Here is a 20,666-nt window from a genome sequence, read left to right as displayed (position 1 = left end):
GAAAAGTGTAATTCAAAGTCCATTGTTTGATTTTTAAAATCAAACAACAAACTTTTTTCATTCCCTTTTCAACTCAATCCGCCATTATTATTAACAGCTAACTGTTTGTCCCTCAATTATTATTCATGCGGTGGCCCTGGAGAATATGATACTTTGACAATATACTCCCCTGCTTTTTTTACCTTTACGCTCTTGTGTTATAACAAAAGTGTAAATGCTAAATGCAACTGCCTTCCTCTGTTTTTTCAGTTTCGCATTAATGGGGAATTCACTATTGCCAGATTCTGCCAAAGTGGATCCACCGGGTAATTCCAGGTCTTATGTGCTCAATAACATCACAATTTCGGGGAACAACAAAACGAAAAGCAGGATCATTCTTCGCGAGCTCTCTTTTAAAGCGGGTGATACCATCAGTCAGTCCGGTCTTGATGCAGCCCTGCTTCAGTCGAAGAACAATTTGTTGAATACCTTGCTTTTTATTTTCGTACGTATCGATACCATTCCTTTTTTTGAACATCGTATCGATATTCATATTGATGTGAAAGAGCGTTGGTATATTTTTCCTGTACCAATTTTTGAAATAGCCGAACGTAATTTCAATACATGGCTCGAAAATCCGGATCTGAAACGCGCCAGCTATGGCTTTTACCTGATCGATGAAAACTTCAGGGGATTAAAAGAGAATCTTGCCCTGAAGGTACGACTTGGATATGCGGAGCAATATGAGCTTACATACAGGATACCTTATATTGATAAAAAGCAGATATCAGGCCTTGGTTTTGGTTTCAGTTATAACCGGAACCATGAAATTATTTACAAAACATCTAATAATAAATTGCTTTTTTATAAAAACCCGGCTGAGTATGTTCGCGACGAATGGACAGGTCGTGTTAGTTATACGCGCCGTTCAGGTTTATATGCCACTCAAACCGCTGAATTGCGATATGTTAAAAGCAGCATTGGAGATTCAGTGACTTCCCTCACAAAGGATTATTTTTTAGACGGCGATAAGTCATTCGAACTTTTTATTCTGACATATGCATTTAAGTTTGATCGCCGCGATTCAAGAATATATCCGTTAAAGGGATATTATTTCGGTGCTGATTTTGTAAAGCAGGGGTTGGGAATATTGGGGAATGAAAATGTTAACCTGTTTTATATTATCGCTTCCGGGCGCAAATACTGGCAGTTGCACGATCGTTTTTATTTTGGAGCAGCCGTTAAGGCAAAGCTCTCTATGAATGAAAAACCACCGTATTATATACAACGTGCGCTTGGCTTTGGTGATTATGTGCGCGGCTATGAATTATACGTAATTGATGGACAAGACTTTGCATTATTCAAGACGAATCTGCGTTACCAGATCATTAAGCCAAGGGTCTTGCATTTGGATTTTATTCCCACAGAAAAGTTTAATACAATACCTTATGCTTTTTACTTTTCTGTTTTTGCCGATGGAGCATATGTAAAGGATGATTTTTATTATAAAGCCAATCCCTTAACGAATGATTGGTTAATTGGGGGAGGGGCAGGGATTGATTTTGTGTCCTATTATGATACGGTAATACGCTTTGAGTATGCATGGAATCGCATGGGTCAAAGCGCCTTTTATATACACTTTACCTCGCCATTTTAGTAAGTGGATATAGCTCTAATCTTCAAAACAGAATGGTCAATATAGTGCTATTAAGATTTTCCTTAGCTTGGTTTATGAAATAGTGTGATCAAATTCCCTATATTTAGTGACTTAATTTTAAGCATTGGATTTTCTCTTTATAAAAGAGGATTAAGAGGGTCGACTAGTATAAACGTAAAACAGCGTTTTGTAATCATTTTATATCTGGATATAGTATTTTTGTGATTTTGGTAGAAGAAGTTTATAATGAAATTAAACGAAGGTGAGAATTTCAAAGGTAAAACTTATAAATTGGAAAAACTTCAAGTCTGCAGAGGTGAACTTGACCCATAGAACTTTTATTGTGGGGCCAAATGCTTCCGGCAAAAGTAATTTCTTGGATGCTATACGCTTTTTGCGTGATATTGTGAGACAGGGAGGTAGTTTACAGGAAGCAGTTAGCATACGTGATGGAGTGTCAAAAATCAGGTGTGTAGCTGCACGAAGCAACCCCGATATTACTGTTGGAATAGAAATAACAAATGGTGACGATATGCCAGAATGGTATTATGAACTTACATTCAATCAGACTGGAGGCGGAATTGCGGATTTGAGAGCTGTTGTAAAACGCGAGTCTTTAAAAAATCTTATAACGTCTACCATTCATATTGATCGACCAAATGGAACGAAAGAGAGTGATTATCTTTTGGAATATACGTTTATTGAGCAAGCAACAAAAAATGAAAATTTTAAGAGTTTCATTGTTTTTTTAAACGAAATAAACTATTTGCATCTTATCCCACAACTTGTAAGGGATCCTAAATCATTTCTTAAAACAAATAAAGGAGAAGATTATTATGGTCGCGATTTTTTAGAGAGAATACTTTCTTTAAATAAATTAACTCAAAAGGCATACCTTAAGAGAGTTGAAACCGCGCTCAGATACGCTCTTCCTAATCTTGAGAAACTTGAATTTGAGCCTGATGAGATGGGTGTTCCTCACTTTGAAGCAACTTTCAAGCAGTGGAGAGGAAAAGGAGTAAAACATCAGGAAAAACATTTTTCAGATGGAACGTTAAGATTTATTGGTTTGTTTTGGGCACTACAAGATGGAACAAAGCCTATATTGTTAGAAGAACCTGAGTTGTCGCTTCATAGTGCAATCATTCAAAGGCTAGCAGATGTGATTTACAAGTTGCAAAAAAAGAAATCTGGCATGAGGCAGGTCATTGTCACAACGCACAGTCATGAAATCCTTAATAATAATGGGATTAGTGCTGAAGAAGTATTGTTAATAACAACTGATGGGGAAGAAGGAAGCAAAATTATTTCTTCGGCTTCATTACCTGAAGTAAAAGCGTATTTACAGAGTGGTAATACAATAGGTGATTTTGTTATTAGTAGAACTGCACCCAAGAACATTCATCAGCTAACAATTTTTGAGTAAAATCATGTTTGTCCAACCCGTTGTTGAAGATATTATACAGGAATTAATCCTTATTAAATTATTCGAGAAATACAGACCAGAAGTAAATTTGCATGGCGCTATTGGAAAGAAGGGAAATTCTTACATTAAGAAACAACTTCATGGATTTAATAATGCTTCAAAGCATGTTCCTCATATTATAATTACTGACCTTGATGATTTGCCATGTTCTCCTTCATTAATTCAGAATTGGATTGATTTTAAGCCAACAAAGGATTTTTTGTTTAGAATAGCTGTAAGAGAAGCTGAGGCATGGTTATTTGCGGATAGAAAAGGTTTTTCTAAATTTATAGGGGCCCCTTTAAACAAAATTCCTTCAGATAGTGAAACGATAACTCACCCTAAAGAGTTTGTTATATTTCTTGCGAAAAAATCTAAAAAAAAAATGGTTAAAGATATTATCCCTCAAGGAACAGCAAAAGTTGGACCTGGGTATAATATGGTAATGCAGGACTTTATTATTAGATACTGGAATATTCAAGAAGCTATTAATCATTCTAGAAGTTTGGCAAAAGCTGTAAAACGAATTGAAATTTTTTAACAAATGATTATAGCGGTTTACGGTCGTCCGGGTAAAGACAATACCTCCCAACATATACAACAATTGTTTGACAAGCTGGAGAGCCTGAATATCCAGGTATTGGTTCACGATACATTTTATAATCACATTAAGCAATATCTTAAACTTAGTGCCGGAGTAAAAAGATTTTCCAAACATGAGCATTTAAAAGGAGTAGCTAATTTTTTACTCAGCATTGGCGGTGATGGCACTTTGCTTGAAACCATTTCACTGGTGCGGGATTCGGTAATACCAATCCTGGGAATTAACACAGGTCGATTGGGTTTTTTGGCAAATGTTTCTAAAGATGAGATAGATGGAGCTATAAATGCCCTGATCAATGATAAGTATAATATTGACCGGCGAACCCTTCTTCACCTGGAAACCGGTCATTCAACTTTCGGGGAACTTAATTTTGCACTTAATGAAATGACGGTTCATGCCCGTGAATCATCGATGATGATGACTATTCATACCTATATTAATGGTGAGTACCTTAATTCATACTGGGCCGATGGTTTAATAGTTGCCACTCCGACCGGCTCAACGGCATATTCATTGAGTTGCGGCGGGCCGATAATCATCCCCGATTCAAAGAGCTTTATCATAACACCAATTGCCCCCCATAATCTGAATGCCAGGCCCCTGGTTATTTCAGATAATGATATTGTTACATTGAAAATTGAGGGCAGGAGTAACAGCTTTATGGTATCTCTTGATTCGCGTTCGGCTATGATCGATTCCACAAGCGAGTTAACGGTAAGCAAAGAAAAATTTCAGATAAATCTTGTGAGGCTTGATAATCAGAAATTTATTCATACCCTACGAAACAAACTTATGTGGGGGGTTGACAAAAGAAATTAATTTTTATTTGCAATAAATTGAAAAACAGGTCGTTATTGCTATTGTCATGCGAATTTTAATCCTATTCTGCTTATTATTTTTTTATATCTCATTTCAGGGACTCAATGCCCAGGGATTTACCAAAAAAAGAGATTCTGGAAGTAAGGAATTGTGCCTTTACGGCGGTATGGCCTATTATATTGGCGATCTGAATCAAACGGGTCACTTTATGTATCAGGATCCGGCCGGTGGTTTAGGTTTTCGTTATAATATTAATTCGCGTTTTGCATTGCGGGCCAATGCATGGGTTGGAAAAGTACATGCCAGTGATGCCAATAGTAATTCCGCCGTTCAGCGTCAGCGTAACCTTAGTTTTGAATCGTTGATCATAGAAGGTTCGGGGCAGGCCGAATTTAATTTTTATCCATTCAAGATCGGGACAGATGAATTTTTCAGCCCTTATATTTTTATTGGTATTGGAGGTTTTCATTTTAATCCTCAGGCTAAAATTGGTTCGGACAAGTATGATCTTCGCCAGCTATCTACAGAGGGGCAAGGCACCGCAGCCAAACCCGGAAGCAAAAGATATAAGCTGACCCAGGTGATCATTCCATTTGGACTTGGTTTTCGTTGGAGCATTGGCCGTCATGTTGGGATCGGTTTTGAATGGGGAATGCGGAAAGCATTTACCGATTATATTGATGATGTCAGCACCACCTATCCTGATGCAGCGGCATTAAATAGCCCTGAAGCAATAGTTTTGTCCGATCGTACACTCAATAAAGATCCCAACATCAGCAATATTGGTCGCCAGCGTGGCGATTCAAAAAATCAGGATTGGTATTCGTTTACAGGAATAATACTTAGCTTCACTTTACCTCAAAAAGAGGCACCTTGTGCCGGGGTGCAGAAATAACGGTTCTTCCCCAAAAGCATCCTGTGGCATTAACAAATATTCCGTAGTTTTGCGGGCTGAAAAGTCAGATATGACTTGTTGTTTTCAGGCCAACAACAAAAGGGAATTGAGTTTTAAAGAAAAAATAGATATCACTAAGCTGCCTAAGCATATTGCCATTATAATGGATGGCAATGGTCGCTGGGCCAAACAGCGTGGCGAACATCGGGTCGTGGGTCATCAGCATGGTGTCACCTCTGTTCGGGAGGCTGTTGAGGCGGCAGCAGAAATTGGTGTTCAGTATCTTACGCTGTATGCTTTTTCTACCGAAAATTGGAACCGTCCTAAAGAGGAAGTAATGGCCCTTATGCAATTGCTGGTAAGTACGATAAATAATGAAGTAAAAACACTAAATGAGAATGGTATTCGTTTGCAAGCTATCGGCGATCTTGCAAGTTTGCCTCCTGATTGTCTTGATGAGTTGAAGGAGGCGATGAAAGCTACCGCTTCTAATAAACGAATGAATCTTGTTTTGGCATTAAGTTATAGTTCACGTTGGGAAATAATAAATGCGGTAAAGCAAATAGCGATGGATGTTGAAAAGAAAAAAATTTCGGCCGCTGATATTTCAGAAAAAGTGTTTGAAAGTCATTTATGTACTGCCGGGTTTCCGGAACCCGAATTGATGATCCGTACAAGCGGCGAGCATCGCATCAGCAACTTTTTGCTCTGGCAGCTTTCATACGCCGAATTATATTTTACGGATAAGTTATGGCCTGATTTCAGGAAAGAAGATCTGTTTGAAGCAATTGTTGATTACCAAAGCCGTGAACGCCGGTTCGGTAAAACAAGTGAACAGCTTGTTTAAATGATCCTCCTTATCCTTAACATGGCTTTAGGATAAGGCAATTGTTAAAAATAGTTAACAGGATATCTTTTAAAGTATAAAACAGCATCTTTGAATACCTATTTTGCATTGAAAATGAAGCGACTGGCTTTTTTGATTTTATTTGCTCCTCTTTGCGCCTTCTCACAGATAGAATTATCCGATTCCTCTAAAATTGATTATGCCAATCCCAAAGAATACGAGTTGGGCGGCATAGAATTTAAGGGAGCTGAGCATTTTGATAAACGTGTTCTAACCTTACTTACAGGTCTCTCGATTGGAGAGAAAGTGATAGTGCCGGGCGATAAGTTTGCGAAGGCCATTGAAAACCTTTGGAAACAGGGACTTTTCGAGGACATTAAGATCGAGGTCGCTAAACGACAGGGCAACAATATTTTCATCAATATTTTTGTAGTGGAGCGCCCCCGGCTCTCCAAGTTTCAGTTAAAAGGTGTAAGTAAATCAGAGGCCGATGACCTTCGTGCAAAAGTAAAACTTGTGAAAGGCAAGGTTATTACAGAATACCTGATCGCATCAAGTGTTTCAACCATTAAAAGCTTCTTTATTAACAAAGGTTATATGAACGTAACCGTTAATGTTAAACAGGACGAGCGGGATAGTACATTGGCTAACAGTGTGGTTTTGTATTTCAATATTAATAAAGGGCAGCGCATCCGGGTGAAAAAAATTATTTTTCATGGCACAAGTGTTCTTAATGAACGTAAACTTAAAAAGGCCTTAAAAGAAACCAAGGAGAAAAAATGGTATAATGTATTTAATTCTGGTAAGTACCTCGAAGAAAATTTTGAAAAAGACAAACCGGGTATTATTGCCAAGTATAATGCCAAAGGGTACCGTGATGCGCACATTGTCAGAGATACTGTTTATCGTTTTGATGCGAACCATGTGAATATAGAAATGTGGATCGATGAAGGCCGCAAATATTATTTCCGCAATATTACCTGGGTGGGTAACACCAAGTATTCATCAAAGGAATTGAACAGCGTTTTGGGCATAAAAAAAGGTGATGTTTTTGATCAGAGCCAGATGGACGCGAAGTTATATATGAATCCCAACGGAGGAGATGTGAGTTCTTTATATATGGATGACGGCTACCTGTTTTTTCAGTTAAATCCTGTAGAGATACTTTCTGAACATGATTCAATTGATCTTGAAATGCGCATTTATGAAGGCAAACAGGCCATAATCAATAAAGTTACCGTAGTTGGGAATACCAAAACCAACGATCAGGTTATTATGCGTGAAATACGCACCAAGCCTGGTCTCTTGTTCAGACGCGTTGATATTATCCGGAGCCAGCGTGAGTTGTCAACGCTTGGCTATTTTAATCCCGAAAAACTTTCGGTTAATCCTACGCCTAATCCGCAGAACGGAACGGTAGATATTGAATACGTGGTTGAAGAAAAACCTTCAGATCAACTTGAACTTTCGGGAGGTTTTGGAGCAGGCCGGATAGTGGGCACGTTGGGTGTATCATTTACCAATTTTTCTGCACGTAATATGTGGAATGGAAGTGCCTGGAGACCTTTGCCATCAGGTGATGGACAGCGTTTAAGTTTACGGGCGCAATCGTACGGAGTAGGTTACCAATCGTATAATTTTTCATTTACTGAACCCTGGCTTGGTGGGAAAAAACCTACTTCTTTAACAATGAGCCTTTTTCATTCCAACATAACAAATGGTGTGGGAAAAGAGAGTCTGCTTTTGCAGCAATTACAAATGTTAGGCGGTTCAATTGGTATGGGTACGCGTTTAAAATGGCCCGATGATTTTTTTAATCTCTATGGGGAAGTGAGTTACCAGTATTATAATCTGAATAATTACCTGACCAATGTGTCGTTTAGTAACGGATTTATAAATAATATCAGTTTGAAAGGAAGTCTTTCACGGAACTCAGTGGATGCGCCGATCTTCGCGAGACGGGGATCAAACATTACATTAACAACTCAGCTTACACCGCCTTATTCGCTTTTTAATAATTTGAATTACGCGGGAATGACTTCCCGGGAAAAGTATAAGTTCCTCGAGTATCAAAAGGTTAAATTTACAGCCGCCTGGTACACCTCGTTGACAAACAAACGAGCCGCGGAAGGAAAAGATGCCCGAAATCTGGTGTTATACACAAAGGCCGGTTTCGGATTCCTTGGTTCGTATAATTCTGCGGTCGGAATACCTCCGTTCGAACGGTTTTTTCTTGGCGGCAGTGGTTTAACAGGCTTCAATTTGCTTAATGGCAATGAAATTATTGCTTTACGCGGATATGAAGATAAAAGCGTATACAGCGGTTCAGAAGGCTATTTGAAAGGATCTGCCACTATATGTAAATACACGGCCGAATTGCGTTATCCAATCTCATTAAATCCGAGCGCAACCTTATATGCACTTGCTTTTGCTGAGGCCGGTAACTCCTGGGCTAATTTTAAGGAATTTAACCCGTTTAATGTGAAAAGATCAGCCGGCGTTGGTATTCGGATCTTCCTGCCCATGTTTGGTTTACTTGGTTTTGACTATGCATGGGGTTTCGATCAAAGCGCATTTCCAACCTCCGGGCGTAACCCTCTTACAGGCTTGTATCAGGGACAGTTTCACTTTACTATCGGCGGTTATTTGGGTGAGCTTTAAACTTATGGCATGTTGTTTGATTAAATTTTTTAATTTCGCTTCGGTTTGTGCCGGGGCATAAAACAAAATTTAATATGAAAAAGATAATTATTTCGGCAGTACTTATTGTTGCAACAACAACAGCTGCCCTTGCCCAGAAATTTGCGTATGTTGATACAGAGTATATACTGGCTAACATTCCTGAATATAAACAGGCACAGGCTGAATTAGATAAAACGTCGGTGAACTGGCAAAAAGAGATCGAGGCAAAATATGCCGAGATAGATAAGCTTTATAAAGCTTATCAGGCTGAACAAATATTGCTCACAGAGGATATGAAGAAAAAGAGAGAAGCGGAGATAGTGGGGAAAGAGAAAGAGGTGAAAGATTTGCAAAAACAGCATTTTGGGGTTGATGGCGACCTGTTCAAAAAACGCCAGGAGCTGGTAAAGCCGATCCAGGATAAGGTTTACAATGCGGTAAAAGAAATTGCTCAGAAACAAACGTTTGCTGTTATCTTTGATAAATCAAGCGAATTGACGATGCTGTATACTAATCCTAAATACGATAAAAGCGAAGAGGTACTTGAGTCGATGGGTTACAAAGGCGGAACCAAAAAAGATGAAGTAAAAAGTACCAATAAAAAGTAAATAATAAATTATAAACCAAACTAAAATGAACAAAACATTAAAGTTAGCTTTCGTTGCACTGGTTGCAATGCTTATCGGAACGAACATTCACGCCCAAAAGATCGGACATATTCGTCTTGATTCATTAATAAATTCGATGCCTGAGTCAAAAGATGCGCGACAAAAGGGAACTGAATACTACAATAAATTAGAGGAGCAGGTGAAGATCATGTCGGGAGAATTGCAAAGCAAGTACGAAGATTACCAGAAGCAGGCAGCAGCAATGTCGGATCTGATCAAACAAACAAAGGAAAAGGAGTTGCAGGATCTGCAAAAACGTATCCAGGATTTCCAGGCACAGGCACAAACAGATCTTCAAAAGAAGAACGATGAACTTTCGAAACCAATTTACGAAAAGGCAAACAAAGCCATTGCAGCTGTAGCTAAAGAGAATGGTTATAAATATATCCTTGATAGCAGTATCGGATCAGTTGTTTATTCCGATCCGGCTGATGATGTGATGACATTGGTAATGAAAAAACTGGGTATCAGCGCAACGCCGGCTCCGGTTAAGCAAACCCCTGCGCCAACAGGTAAATAACGCTTCGACTCCGCTCAGCGTACCCAGCGTATCTACCCATGCGGAGGTAAATAATGACCAAAAGTACCAGCAACTTAAGCCCAAACAATCCTATCGGAATATTCGATTCGGGTATTGGTGGTTTAACTGTTGCGCATGCTATTACCAAAGAACTACCCAACGAAAAATTAATTTATTTTGGTGATACCGCTCATTTGCCTTATGGCGACAAGTCGGCTGATTCAATAAAGTATTATGCTATCCGCATTTCGCAGCTGTTGCTGCAGAAAAATTGTAAAATGATAGTTATTGCGTGTAATACTGCATCATCATTGGCTTATGAGACAGTGAAAGATTTTGTAGGCGGCCAGGCCCTGGTTGTAAATGTGATCGATCCTGTGGTAGAGGAGGTGATGAATAAAAAGAAAATAAAACGTATTGGTGTTATCGGCACCAAGGGCACAATAAAGTCGGATATTTATTCGCAAAAAATAAAGCAACACAATGGTAAACTGGACGTAGCTTCGCTGGCTACACCATTACTGGTGGGCATGATCGAAGAAGGTTTTTTCAATAACAAGATAAGTCGTACCATTATCAACGATTATCTTTCGCGTCCCAAACTTAATAAGATCGATTCAATTATTTTGGCCTGTACACATTTTCCACTCATTAAACCGGAAGTGGAGGAGTATTATAAAGGTAAAGTTGACATCATTGATTCGGCAGGCGTAGTTGCGAAATATGTGCGTGACCAGCTGAAGAAAAGAAAATTGACTACTACGCAAAAAAATCCCCACCATCAATTTTACGTTTCGGATTATACCAAATCATTCGAAAAGAGCACCAAATTCTTTTTCCGCAAAAAAATCAAGCTGGAAGAGGTTGCGATATGGAAGTAGTAATTACAGCGATTCACATTTTATTTTCAATCACTTCGTCAATCTTTTTCGCTAACACAAAATCCCTTTCCGTGATCCCGCCTGCATCATGCGTATTCAAACGCACATTCAATTTATTATATACATTCATCCATGCAGGATGATGATTCATCTTTTCAGCTTCAAATCCTATTCTAACCATCATGGCTAAAGCCTCTTTAAAATTTTTAAAAACAAAATTTTTCTCAATGGCACCATTATTATATTCCCAGCCATTTAGGTTCTTTAGTTCAGCTTGTATTTTGGTATCATCAAATTTTTCTCTCATATTTTTTTATTTAACCTGGCACTGGGAACTTTGAACCTGGAACTATTTAAACCACCCCGAGTACATGATATAATTATTCGCGATCCTGTCGATCTCACCTTTAATTAATTCCTGGTTAATATTCTTTACTTTTTTCGCGGGTACACCGGCATAAACAGAACCCGGTTCAACAATTGTATTTTCAAGTACAACAGAGCCGGCGGCAATAATAGTATTGCTGCCAATAACTGCTTTATCCATCACTATTGCACCCATGCCTATTAATACATTATCATGTATGGTGCAGCCGTGCACAATGGCGTTGTGACCAATTGATACATTATTGCCGATGGTTGTAGGTGCTTTTTGGTAGGTGCAATGTATGCAGGCACCATCCTGTATATTTACTTTGTTGCCGATGCGAATACTGTTCACGTCGCCACGCACAACTGTGTTGAACCAAATACTGCAGTTGTCACCCATTATAACATCACCTACAATAGTTGAATTTTCAGCCAAATAACAGTCGTTTCCGAATTGAGGTGATATACCCTTTACAGGTTTAATTAATGCCATGTTAATACAAATTATGCCTGATCATAGGCTGGGATTCAGTACGAATATACCAAATTTGGATGTAGACATGTTTTGTGGGATTGATTTTTATCTCTTGCTGAATTTTTTAAAATTGTTTTATTCGTACATTCGTTTTTTTATTCATTATTCGTAGGTTTTAGTAATTCGTCAATTATGAAATTTGGTACAAAAGCTATTCACGCAGGACAAGAGCCCGATCCAACTACAGGCGCCATAATGACGCCCATTTTTCAAACTTCAACCTATGTGCAGGAGTCGCCCGGTAAACATAAGGGATATGCATACGCGCGCGGTAAAAATCCGACACGCGTTGCGCTTGAAAAATGTATTGCTGAACTTGAAAATGCTAAATATGGTATCTGTTTCTCAAGCGGCATGGGAGCTGTGGATGCGGTTGCCAAGTTGTTGAAACCGGGCGATGAGGTAATAACAGGCAATGACTTATATGGTGGAACTTACAGGATGTTTACTAAAGTGTATGCAAATTTTGGAATAAAATTTCATTTCATTGACCTGAATGACCTCAGCAACATAAAAAAATACGTCAACTCCAATACGAGGTTGCTTTGGATAGAAACGCCTACCAATCCAATGATGAATATTATTGATATACAAGAGTGTTCAAAAATCGCTAAAGAGCATAAACTCTTGCTGGCAGTTGATAACACCTTTGCGTCCCCATATCTGCAGACCCCGATGAGTCTCGGCGCTGATATTGTCATGCATTCGGCAACAAAGTATTTGGGAGGACATTCCGATGTGGTGCTGGGAGTTTTGTGTGTGAATGATGAAAAGCTGAATGAACAATTGTTCTTCATCTTAAATTCCTGCGGGGCTAACCCCGGTCCGATGGATTGCTTTTTGGTGCTGCGGGGTATAAAAACATTGCACGTACGTATGGATCGTCATTGTTTTAATGGAAAAAAAATTGCTGAATATTTACGTACTCATCCTAAAGTTGAAAAGGTAAACTGGCCTGGTTTTACTGATCATCCAGGTCATGCTATTGCCAAAAAACAAATGAGAGATTTTGGCGGCATGATCTCTTTCTCTTTGAAAGGAAATAAAATCGACGAAGCATTTAAGATTGCAGCGGGAATGAAAGTATTTTCCCTGGCCGAATCACTCGGCGGTGTTGAATCGCTGGTAAGTCATCCTGCAACTATGACCCACGCTTCAATTCCAAAACCAGAACGCGAAAAAGTTGGAGTGGTGGATTCGCTGTTGCGTTTAAGTGTCGGGATCGAAGACATAGATGATCTGCTTGAAGATCTGAAACAGGCACTTTCTTAGTATATTCAACTTATATGTCTTGTTTTGCCCGACCCATTCTATATGTCGGGTAAAGTGTTTCATTTTAATTGAAGCCCAATTTTCAAATTCCACTTTTGTAATTCCTGATAAAACAAAGTATCTTTTTTGTAAATTTTCTCATTCGATCCATTGCTTTGTAGAAACCCCGTTTTTTCATCTGTTTTTTATTAGAATGGGGGTAGTGTTAGTCCAATGCAAATAAGTTAGACATCTAATTTTGAAAATAATATGGTTTGTAAAGAGATGCATCTGTTAATACATTGTTGTATTGATTTAAAGAGTTCGTATAAACATCGTTATTTATGAAATAAACTGGGGGGAATTAAAGAGAGATGGCTTGAAGCTAATTTTTCTGCTTTGTTCCATCAGATTTATTTCGTATCTTAGGTAGATGCGGTGGATTGAGAAAATGTTGTTTTTTTAGTAAACCATTAAATACGATTCAATATGAAAATCAAAATCGGTATTATGGCATTGGCTTTCGTGGTTGTTGCAACCACTTTCGCCCAACAACCTACACACTATTGCGGTACCAGTGAAATAGATAATCAGCTGTTGAAAGATCATCCTGAGATTTTAATTGAACGTCAAAAGCTCGAGGACTTTACTCAAAAGTTCATTCAGAGCCAGGCTGCCCAAAAAACAGCAAACGTGATCTATACTATTCCGGTTGTTTTTCACGTCATTCATAATTATGGTTCTGAAAACATTTCGGATGCCCAGATCTATGATGAAATGAAAATTCTTAATAGGGATTTTAACAAGGAAAATGCCGATACAGCCAGTGTTATCGCTTCCTTTAAGTCAAAAGTAGCGAATGTTGGAGTTAATTTTGTACTTGCACAAAAAGATCCAAGCGGAAATTGTACTAATGGAATAGACCGTATTGCGAGTCTTAAAACATATACTGGTGATAATAGCGCAAAATTTAATCCCTGGCCAAACAATAAATACCTAAACATTTGGGTAGTCAGAAAGATTTCAAGCGGCGCGGCTGGATTTGCTTATTATCCGGGGGGTACCTCTGCTTCCACTGATGGTATTATGGTCTTAAGCAATTATGTCGGATCTATTGGTACAAGCAGTCTTAATAATTCAAGGGCTGTTACGCATGAGGTGGGTCACTATTTGAACCTCAGGCATGTATGGGGAAGCACAAATGATCCTGGAATTTCTTGTGGTGATGACCTGGTTTCGGACACTCCTCAAACCAAAGGTTGGGATTTTTGTCCGGCGTCGACAAATGCGAAAATATGTAATACCACTATCATTGAAAACTACCAGAATTTTATGGAGTATTCCTATTGTTGTGTTATGTTCACTACCGGGCAGGCATCACGTATGATCGCAGCTTTGAATTCAAGCACAAGCGGCAGGAATAACTTATGGACGACTGCTAATCTTACCGCGACCGGCACTAATTCAGTCCCTAACCTTTGTAAAGCAGATTTTTTGACAACAAATAATAAAACAGTTACCTGTGAAGGCGGCACAATTGTATTTAATGATGCTTCCTGGAATGGTACACCAACTACTTATTCTTGGTCATTCCCCGGTGGCATACCAAGCACAGCTACAACGCAATCTGTAACTGTAACATATCCCACCGCTGGGGTATATAATGTTTCGTTAACGGTAAGTAATGGAACGTCTTCTCCTTCAGTCACCAAAACGAATTTAATAACGGTATATTCTACTACAGCTATGACAGCGGTACCTTTTACTGAAGGCTTTGAATCCGGGGGAGCTGTGCCAAATGCCAATTGGATGGTTTCAAATCCGGATAATAAGACCTATAAATGGCAAACTACTACGGCTGCGAAATACAGCGGGACTTCCTGTGTAATGGTAAATAATTTTAGTAACGATACGGCGCAGATAGAAGAATTAATGGGGCCAACGATCGATTGTACCAAACTGGGTAACCCTAAATTGTATTTCAAAATTGCCTACGCTCAAAAGGACGCCAGCAGTAATGATCAGCTTAAGGTAAACATATCCACCAATTGCGGCGTTTCGTGGATAGTTAAGAAAACAGAATCCGGTAATAATATGAAAAGCGTACCTCCCCAGGCTACCGCTTTTACACCTACTTCAACCACTCAATGGAGGAATGATTCTGTAACTAATCTTAATGTAGGTTCTAGTAGTAATGTCCGGATCAAGTTTCAATTTATTAATGCAGACGGCAATAATATCTATATTGATGATATAAATATTACCGGATCGACATTAACTGGTATTAACGATGAATTGGCGGACAATTTAGATTTCCATATTTACCCTAACCCAACACAGGACAGGTCGATTGTTGAGTTTAATCTTGTAAATAATTCTAAGGTATCGGTTAAATTATTGGATATTTTAGGAAATGAGGTACTCGACTTGGTTAACGGGCAACAATTAGCCGAAGGAAATTACAAATTTCCTATTGGCAGAAATGCTATGAGTTCAGGTGTTTATTTTGTCAGACTTATGATTGATGACAGGCTTTTTACTCAAAAGCTGCTTTTAGACTAATTTATAGCCTATAATAATATTTAATTGGAGGTCGCCCGGGATATCCGGGCGGCTTTTTGTTTTTAAATGCTATGTTTTTTGTCATATAGGGCTGTGTTTTGTAGATTTACGTTTGCAATAATGGCAAAAAACAATTATTTTGAGCTATGGTAAAGGATGAGAAAAAATTATTGGAAGAGTTTCAGGTTAAAATTAATAAGGGAGTTAAGATAGAACCCAAAGATTGGATGCCTGAACATTACCGAAAGCAATTGATACGAATGATGTCGCAGCATGCCCATTCCGAAATTGTAGGAATGCTTCCTGAGGGTAATTGGATAACACGGGCCCCAAGTCTGCGCCGCAAAGCAATATTGCTTGCAAAAGTGCAGGATGAAGCGGGGCATGGCATGTACCTTTACAGTGCGGCTGAAACCTTAGGTGTTGATCGTACCGAAATGCTCGAACAGTTGCATACAGGAAAAGCTAAATACTCAAGCATATTCAACTATCCTACTCTTACCTGGGCTGATATTGGCGCTATTGGCTGGTTGGTAGATGGTGCAGCTATTATGAATCAAACAGCTTTGGCAAAAGGATCCTATGGCCCTTATTCACGCGCGATGGTTCGTATTTGTAAAGAAGAGAGTTTTCACAATCGGCAGGGATATGAGATCATGTGTTCACTGGCATTCGGTACTCCTGAGCAGAAAGCAATGGCACAGGATGCGCTTAATCGCTGGTGGTGGCCGGCCATAATGATGCTTGGACCAAGTGATGATAACTCACCTAATAGTGCCGAATTAATGAATTGGAAAGTTAAAATGGAGAGCAATGACAGTATTCGTCAGCGGTTTATCGATAGAACGGTTCCTCAGGGAGATTATATCGGACTGACTTTTCCTGATCCACTCTTGAAATTCAATCAAGAAACCGGTCACTATAAGCATGGTCCTATAAATTGGGAAGAATTTTTTAATGTAGTAAAGGGAAATGGCCCATGTAATAAAGAACGTTTAAAGGCTCGTGTTGATGCTGATAAAGACGGCAAGTGGGTTCGTGAAGCCGCGGAAGCTTATGCAATGAAGCACGCTGAAAAGGAAGCATTGGCAGCATAGATAAATGAGAACAGGAACAGGTATTTTAGTTTGAGAAGGAATAATTCATTACCGGATAATTCACAAAAATAAGAAATGGAGAAAAAAGACACGCAATGGCCCCTTTGGGAGATTTTTATTCAGGCAAATCCCGGGATTCCACACAAACATGTAGGCAGCTTACATGCGCCTGATGCGGAGTTAGCTATTCAAAATGCCCGTGATGTTTATACCAGGAGAAATGAGGGTATCAGTATTTGGGTGGTTGAAGCTAAAAATATAAGAGCGTCAAGTCCTGAAGATATTGGTTCTTTTTTTGAACCGGCCAATGATAAGGTGTATCGTCATCCCACGTTTTACAAAGTACCGGACGGCGTAAAGTATTTATAGTTGAATAGTTTAAAGTTTCATGTTTCAGGTTGGTTAAGCCTGAAACCATGGATCTGAAACCAAAGAAAAATGGAAAAACAAAAAGCACTTTTTGAATATTGCCTGCGCCTGGCAGATAGCAGCCTTATACTTGGCCAGCGTTTGGGCGAGTGGTGTGGGCATGGTCCGATTCTGGAAGAAGATATTGCTTTAACAAATATCGCACTTGATTTTGTAGGGCATGCAACCGCTATGTTGCAATATGCTGCAAGGGTTGAAGGAAACAATAATACCGAAGATAATTTGGCATACCTGCGTAGTGAAAGGGAATTTAAAAATGTTTTGTTGGTTGAGCAGCCTAACGGTGATTACGCTAAAACAATAGCCCGTCAGTTTTTATTTGACACATTTCAATATTATTATTATCAGGCTTTGCAAAACAGCAAGGATGAAACACTGTCTGCATTAGCCGGGAAATCAATTAAAGAAATTACTTATCACCTTCGCCACAGCTCTCAATGGGTATTGCGGTTGGGTGATGGAACTGCCGAAAGTCATGAGCGTATTCAGAATGCAATTAACGACTTATGGATGTTTACAGGTGACCTGTTTGATATGGATGAAGTTGATGCCCTGCTCATTAAAGAGGGGATTGCGGCGGATCTGGGTCAGGTAAAGCAAAAATGGAACGATCATGTAGCTGAACTGTTAGAAAAAGCGACCCTGCAAATACCAGCCCAAACCTTTATGCAGCGTGGAAGCCGTGAAGGAAGGCATACCGAACACCTCGGTTATTTATTGGCCGAAATGCAATACCTGCCCCGGACATTTCCCAATGCCAAATGGTAATTACCATTGTCTCTCAGGTCATATGTAGATTTCAAATGGGGTACTCCGAAAATTGACATGTTTTAAAAATAATGATACCCGGATCACATACAAAAGCAGAAGTATTAAACCTTCTTTCCGAAATTCCGGATCCTGAGATACCTGTCATTAACATAAAAGAGCTGGGGATCCTGCGCGATGTTGAATTAACTGCCAATGGATGCATTGTAACTGTTACGCCGACTTATTCAGGCTGCCCTGCCATGAAACTTATCGAAGATCAGATCGTTTCAATATTAAAATTGAGCGGAATGGAGCATGTGGAGATCAAAATGGTGTATTCGCCTCCCTGGACAACCGACTGGATCAATGAGGAAGCTAAAGAAAAACTTAGAAAATACGGCATTGCTCCGCCCGAAAAAACGAGTATAGATAAAGGATTCCTTTTAGGAAAGAAAAAGCACCCTGCTTGTCCGCAATGCGGCTCAGTAAATACCGAAATGACAAGTCAATTTGGCTCCACATCCTGCAAAGCATTATACCGGTGCAACGATTGTAAAGAACCGTTCGATTATTTTAAGTGTATCTGAACTTTTTTTTAAAAAGGGATGGATCCTTGCAGATAAAAACATATTTTTAATACTTAATAAAAATCAAAAAATGGCAGTCGTAAAATCAGAAATACTAAACGGGGTGTGCAAGATCACCTTAAATCGTCCCGAAAAATATAACAGCTTTAACAGGGAAATGGCCTTGCTATTGCAGCAGGCATTGGGTGAAGCTTCGTCAAATAAAGCTATTCGGGCCGTGTTGATTACTGCTGAAGGTAAGGCCTTCTGTGCCGGACAGGATTTAAGTGAAACAACCAATGGAACAGGTTTAAGTATCGAACGTATTGTGCGTGAACATTACAATCCTATTATTCTGGCTATTCGACAAATAGAGAAACCTGTGGTGTGTGCTGTAAATGGCATAGCTGCTGGGGCCGGAGCTAATATTGCATTGGCATGTGATATCGTCATCGCAGCTACTTCAGCTTCTTTTGTACAGGCATTCAGCAAAATAGGGCTGATACCCGATAGCGGAGGAACCTTTTTTCTCCCGCGTCTTGTTGGTTTTCAACGGGCATCCGCTTTGATGATGCTCGGTGATAATGTAACAGCCACACAGGCTTTGCAAATGGGTATGGTATATAAAGTAGTAGAAGATCCTAAGCTAAATGAAGAGGGTATGATCTTTGCTTCAAATTTAGCTAACATGCCGACAAAAGGTATAGGACTTACAAAACGCTTATTAAATGAATCGTTATTTAATTCACTTGAAAAGCAATTAGAGGCTGAGGGCAAAATGCAGGTTGAAGCAGCAGCCAGTCATGATTTTGGGGAAGGAGTAAAAGCATTTTTAGAAAAACGAAAACCTATTTTTAAAGGAGAGTAAGTTGATTTACGATTTGTCGGTTTAGAAGTTTAGTGTGGAATAAAAATCCCAATATGATTTTTAATTCCCCAACTGAAGTTCAAAAATTGAAAATTGAAAATGAACTTAAGTTTGAAAATAGAAGTAGTAGAAAAAATATCACCACGGGAGTTTAATGAGAATTATTTCATACCCCGGAAACCCGTTATCATTAAGGGAATCATAAATGATCAACCGGCCGGGCAAAAATGGACAATGAACTGGTTTGCTCAAACCATGGGCGATTGTATGGTTGATTTGTATGACAGCACCAGCGTCAACTCAAGTAAAACTGCGATTACCAAACCGGATAAGCAAATGCGTTTTGATGAGTACCTGAATATTATCTCATCGGATAAGCCCTGCCATTACCGCATTTTTCTTTTTAATATATTTAAAAAAAAACCCTCGCTGAAGAAAGATTATAAATGCCCTGGTATTTTTGAGAGTTTTTTGAAAGATGTTGGTTTTGTTTTTTTTGGTGGTATAAATAGTGTAACGCGTATGCACCAGGATATTGATATGAGTAATGTATTACTTACTCAGTTCGATGGCAGAAAACGCGTAGTATTATTCAGCCCCGAATATTCCGAACTGCTATACAAATTACCACTTAATACGTTTAGTCTTGTCGATATTGATAAGCCCGATTATCAGAAATTTCCCGGTTTAAAATACGTAAATGGTTATGATATAGTTTTGGAAAGGGGAGATGCCATTTTTATGCCGGCGGGATGGTGGCATCATATAGTTTACCTTACAGGCGGGTTTGGTGTAAGCTTTAGGAAAATTGGCCCTGATATGTTGACTGTATTTAATGGTATTTTAAATCTTGCGGTTTATATGCCTTTTGACAAATTAATGACTAAGTTTTTCGGAGAAAAGTGGTATAATTACAAACGGAAATTAGCGTTTGAACGTGCAAATGATAAAATTGAGGAGATCAGCAGTAGACAAAAGTTCGCTTCTTCTGGCCAACATATTGTTATATAATGGCACAGGCGCTGAAAAAGTATATGTTGAAATAATTGAAAAATTATCTTCAAAATGAAAATGTCGAATCCTTTAAGAGACTGTTTAAATTTCATATAAAATAAATGTTATGTCGCCCCGATGGGGCTTCGCATCATTGGGTTTTAATTTTCTACCAAGATTTCGCTCCTAACGGAGCTATTAAAATCCCGTAGGGATGGAATCTTGGTAG

Annotated in this window: 20 protein-coding genes; 18 read left to right on the top strand and 2 right to left on the bottom strand. The window is 39.0% G+C overall.

Annotated features, from left to right (window positions below; all coding sequences use genetic code 11):
• The first annotated feature begins 214 nt into the window (after positions 1–214).
• The 10 genes from HYU69_16995 (at position 215) to murI (ending at position 11,017) form a co-directional block, all read left to right on the top strand.
• Entirely contained in the window at positions 215–1,636 is a 1,422-nt protein-coding gene (locus HYU69_16995; GenBank protein ID MBI2272039.1) for a hypothetical protein, read from the top strand.
• 262 nt (positions 1,637–1,898) lie between these two features.
• Entirely contained in the window at positions 1,899–3,062 is a 1,164-nt protein-coding gene (locus HYU69_16990) for an ATP-binding protein (protein MBI2272038.1), read from the top strand.
• Positions 3,063–3,066: 4 nt separating this feature from the next.
• A complete protein-coding gene (locus HYU69_16985) occupies positions 3,067–3,642 on the top strand; it encodes a DUF4276 family protein (GenBank protein ID MBI2272037.1) in 576 nt (191 codons plus the stop codon).
• A gap of 3 nt (positions 3,643–3,645) precedes the next feature.
• On the top strand, positions 3,646–4,524 hold the full coding sequence (locus HYU69_16980; protein ID MBI2272036.1) for an NAD kinase: 879 nt from the start codon (positions 3,646–3,648) through the stop codon (positions 4,522–4,524).
• Positions 4,525–4,570: 46 nt separating this feature from the next.
• On the top strand, positions 4,571–5,419 hold the full coding sequence (locus HYU69_16975; GenBank protein ID MBI2272035.1) for a hypothetical protein: 849 nt from the start codon (positions 4,571–4,573) through the stop codon (positions 5,417–5,419).
• Positions 5,420–5,525: 106 nt separating this feature from the next.
• Entirely contained in the window at positions 5,526–6,266 is a 741-nt protein-coding gene (locus tag HYU69_16970) for an isoprenyl transferase (protein ID MBI2272034.1), read from the top strand.
• A gap of 90 nt (positions 6,267–6,356) precedes the next feature.
• The gene (gene bamA / locus HYU69_16965; GenBank protein MBI2272033.1) at positions 6,357–8,927 is read left to right on the top strand and encodes an outer membrane protein assembly factor BamA; all 2,571 of its coding nucleotides are present in this window, start codon (positions 6,357–6,359) and stop codon (positions 8,925–8,927) included.
• Positions 8,928–9,001: 74 nt separating this feature from the next.
• Entirely contained in the window at positions 9,002–9,556 is a 555-nt protein-coding gene (locus HYU69_16960; GenBank protein MBI2272032.1) for an OmpH family outer membrane protein, read from the top strand.
• Positions 9,557–9,581: 25 nt separating this feature from the next.
• Complete coding sequence (locus HYU69_16955; protein MBI2272031.1) at positions 9,582–10,136, top strand: OmpH family outer membrane protein; 555 nt, start codon at positions 9,582–9,584, stop codon at positions 10,134–10,136.
• A gap of 53 nt (positions 10,137–10,189) precedes the next feature.
• The gene (gene murI / locus HYU69_16950; protein MBI2272030.1) at positions 10,190–11,017 is read left to right on the top strand and encodes a glutamate racemase; all 828 of its coding nucleotides are present in this window, start codon (positions 10,190–10,192) and stop codon (positions 11,015–11,017) included.
• A gap of 13 nt (positions 11,018–11,030) precedes the next feature.
• Here the strand turns inward: murI and HYU69_16945 are convergent, their stop codons facing one another.
• Complete coding sequence (locus HYU69_16945) at positions 11,031–11,324, bottom strand: 4a-hydroxytetrahydrobiopterin dehydratase (GenBank protein ID MBI2272029.1); 294 nt, start codon at positions 11,322–11,324, stop codon at positions 11,031–11,033.
• 42 nt (positions 11,325–11,366) lie between these two features.
• Positions 11,367–11,879, bottom strand: a complete 513-nt coding sequence (locus HYU69_16940; protein MBI2272028.1) for a gamma carbonic anhydrase family protein — start codon at positions 11,877–11,879, stop codon at positions 11,367–11,369.
• A gap of 174 nt (positions 11,880–12,053) precedes the next feature.
• Between HYU69_16940 and HYU69_16935 the strand changes: the two genes are divergently transcribed.
• The 8 genes from HYU69_16935 (at position 12,054) to HYU69_16900 (ending at position 20,455) form a co-directional block, all read left to right on the top strand.
• Positions 12,054–13,193, top strand: coding sequence for a cystathionine gamma-synthase (locus HYU69_16935; protein MBI2272027.1), 1,140 nt, complete (start codon positions 12,054–12,056; stop codon positions 13,191–13,193).
• Between the two features lie 468 nt (positions 13,194–13,661).
• Positions 13,662–15,734, top strand: a complete 2,073-nt coding sequence (locus HYU69_16930) for a choice-of-anchor J domain-containing protein (GenBank protein ID MBI2272026.1) — start codon at positions 13,662–13,664, stop codon at positions 15,732–15,734.
• Between the two features lie 146 nt (positions 15,735–15,880).
• Positions 15,881–16,831 carry a 1,2-phenylacetyl-CoA epoxidase subunit A gene (paaA, locus tag HYU69_16925; protein ID MBI2272025.1) on the top strand — a complete coding sequence of 317 codons (951 nt, stop codon included), beginning with the start codon at positions 15,881–15,883 and terminating at the stop codon, positions 16,829–16,831.
• A gap of 75 nt (positions 16,832–16,906) precedes the next feature.
• Positions 16,907–17,200: a 1,2-phenylacetyl-CoA epoxidase subunit B gene (gene paaB, locus HYU69_16920; GenBank protein MBI2272024.1), complete on the top strand. Its 294-nt coding sequence runs from the start codon at positions 16,907–16,909 to the stop codon at positions 17,198–17,200.
• A gap of 69 nt (positions 17,201–17,269) precedes the next feature.
• Positions 17,270–18,028 (top strand): phenylacetate-CoA oxygenase subunit PaaC, encoded by a 759-nt coding sequence (paaC, locus tag HYU69_16915; protein MBI2272023.1) that lies wholly within the window; start codon positions 17,270–17,272, stop codon positions 18,026–18,028.
• Between the two features lie 71 nt (positions 18,029–18,099).
• Complete coding sequence (gene paaJ / locus HYU69_16910; protein ID MBI2272022.1) at positions 18,100–18,597, top strand: phenylacetate-CoA oxygenase subunit PaaJ; 498 nt, start codon at positions 18,100–18,102, stop codon at positions 18,595–18,597.
• Positions 18,598–18,667: 70 nt separating this feature from the next.
• Positions 18,668–19,444, top strand: coding sequence for an enoyl-CoA hydratase/isomerase family protein (locus tag HYU69_16905; protein ID MBI2272021.1), 777 nt, complete (start codon positions 18,668–18,670; stop codon positions 19,442–19,444).
• A 99-nt stretch (positions 19,445–19,543) separates the two neighbouring features.
• Positions 19,544–20,455: a cupin-like domain-containing protein gene (locus tag HYU69_16900; GenBank protein ID MBI2272020.1), complete on the top strand. Its 912-nt coding sequence runs from the start codon at positions 19,544–19,546 to the stop codon at positions 20,453–20,455.
• Positions 20,456–20,666 lie beyond the last annotated feature (211 nt).

The sequence above is a fragment of the Bacteroidota bacterium genome (assembly GCA_016183775.1).
GTDB lineage: Bacteria > Bacteroidota > Bacteroidia > JABDFU01 > JABDFU01 > JABDFU01.
This window is presented reverse-complemented; position numbering and strand designations above follow the sequence as displayed.

What these genes read in the sequence shown, in the direction of transcription:
- HYU69_16945 (MBI2272029.1), bottom strand. Translation starts at nt 11,324, where the DNA reads ATGAGAGAAAAATTTGATGATACCAAAATACAAGCTGAACTAAAGAAC.
- paaB (MBI2272024.1), top strand. Translation starts at nt 16,907, where the DNA reads ATGGAGAAAAAAGACACGCAATGGCCCCTTTGGGAGATTTTTATTCAG.
- paaC (MBI2272023.1), top strand. Translation starts at nt 17,270, where the DNA reads ATGGAAAAACAAAAAGCACTTTTTGAATATTGCCTGCGCCTGGCAGAT.
- HYU69_16930 (MBI2272026.1), top strand. Translation starts at nt 13,662, where the DNA reads ATGAAAATCAAAATCGGTATTATGGCATTGGCTTTCGTGGTTGTTGCA.
- HYU69_16985 (MBI2272037.1), top strand. Translation starts at nt 3,067, where the DNA reads ATGTTTGTCCAACCCGTTGTTGAAGATATTATACAGGAATTAATCCTT.
- HYU69_16975 (MBI2272035.1), top strand. Translation starts at nt 4,571, where the DNA reads ATGCGAATTTTAATCCTATTCTGCTTATTATTTTTTTATATCTCATTT.
- HYU69_16980 (MBI2272036.1), top strand. Translation starts at nt 3,646, where the DNA reads ATGATTATAGCGGTTTACGGTCGTCCGGGTAAAGACAATACCTCCCAA.
- HYU69_16905 (MBI2272021.1), top strand. Translation starts at nt 18,668, where the DNA reads ATGGCAGTCGTAAAATCAGAAATACTAAACGGGGTGTGCAAGATCACC.
- paaA (MBI2272025.1), top strand. Translation starts at nt 15,881, where the DNA reads ATGGTAAAGGATGAGAAAAAATTATTGGAAGAGTTTCAGGTTAAAATT.
- HYU69_16995 (MBI2272039.1), top strand. Translation starts at nt 215, where the DNA reads ATGCTAAATGCAACTGCCTTCCTCTGTTTTTTCAGTTTCGCATTAATG.
- HYU69_16940 (MBI2272028.1), bottom strand. Translation starts at nt 11,879, where the DNA reads ATGGCATTAATTAAACCTGTAAAGGGTATATCACCTCAATTCGGAAAC.
- HYU69_16900 (MBI2272020.1), top strand. Translation starts at nt 19,544, where the DNA reads ATGAACTTAAGTTTGAAAATAGAAGTAGTAGAAAAAATATCACCACGG.
- HYU69_16955 (MBI2272031.1), top strand. Translation starts at nt 9,582, where the DNA reads ATGAACAAAACATTAAAGTTAGCTTTCGTTGCACTGGTTGCAATGCTT.
- HYU69_16935 (MBI2272027.1), top strand. Translation starts at nt 12,054, where the DNA reads ATGAAATTTGGTACAAAAGCTATTCACGCAGGACAAGAGCCCGATCCA.
- paaJ (MBI2272022.1), top strand. Translation starts at nt 18,100, where the DNA reads ATGATACCCGGATCACATACAAAAGCAGAAGTATTAAACCTTCTTTCC.
- murI (MBI2272030.1), top strand. Translation starts at nt 10,190, where the DNA reads ATGACCAAAAGTACCAGCAACTTAAGCCCAAACAATCCTATCGGAATA.
- HYU69_16960 (MBI2272032.1), top strand. Translation starts at nt 9,002, where the DNA reads ATGAAAAAGATAATTATTTCGGCAGTACTTATTGTTGCAACAACAACA.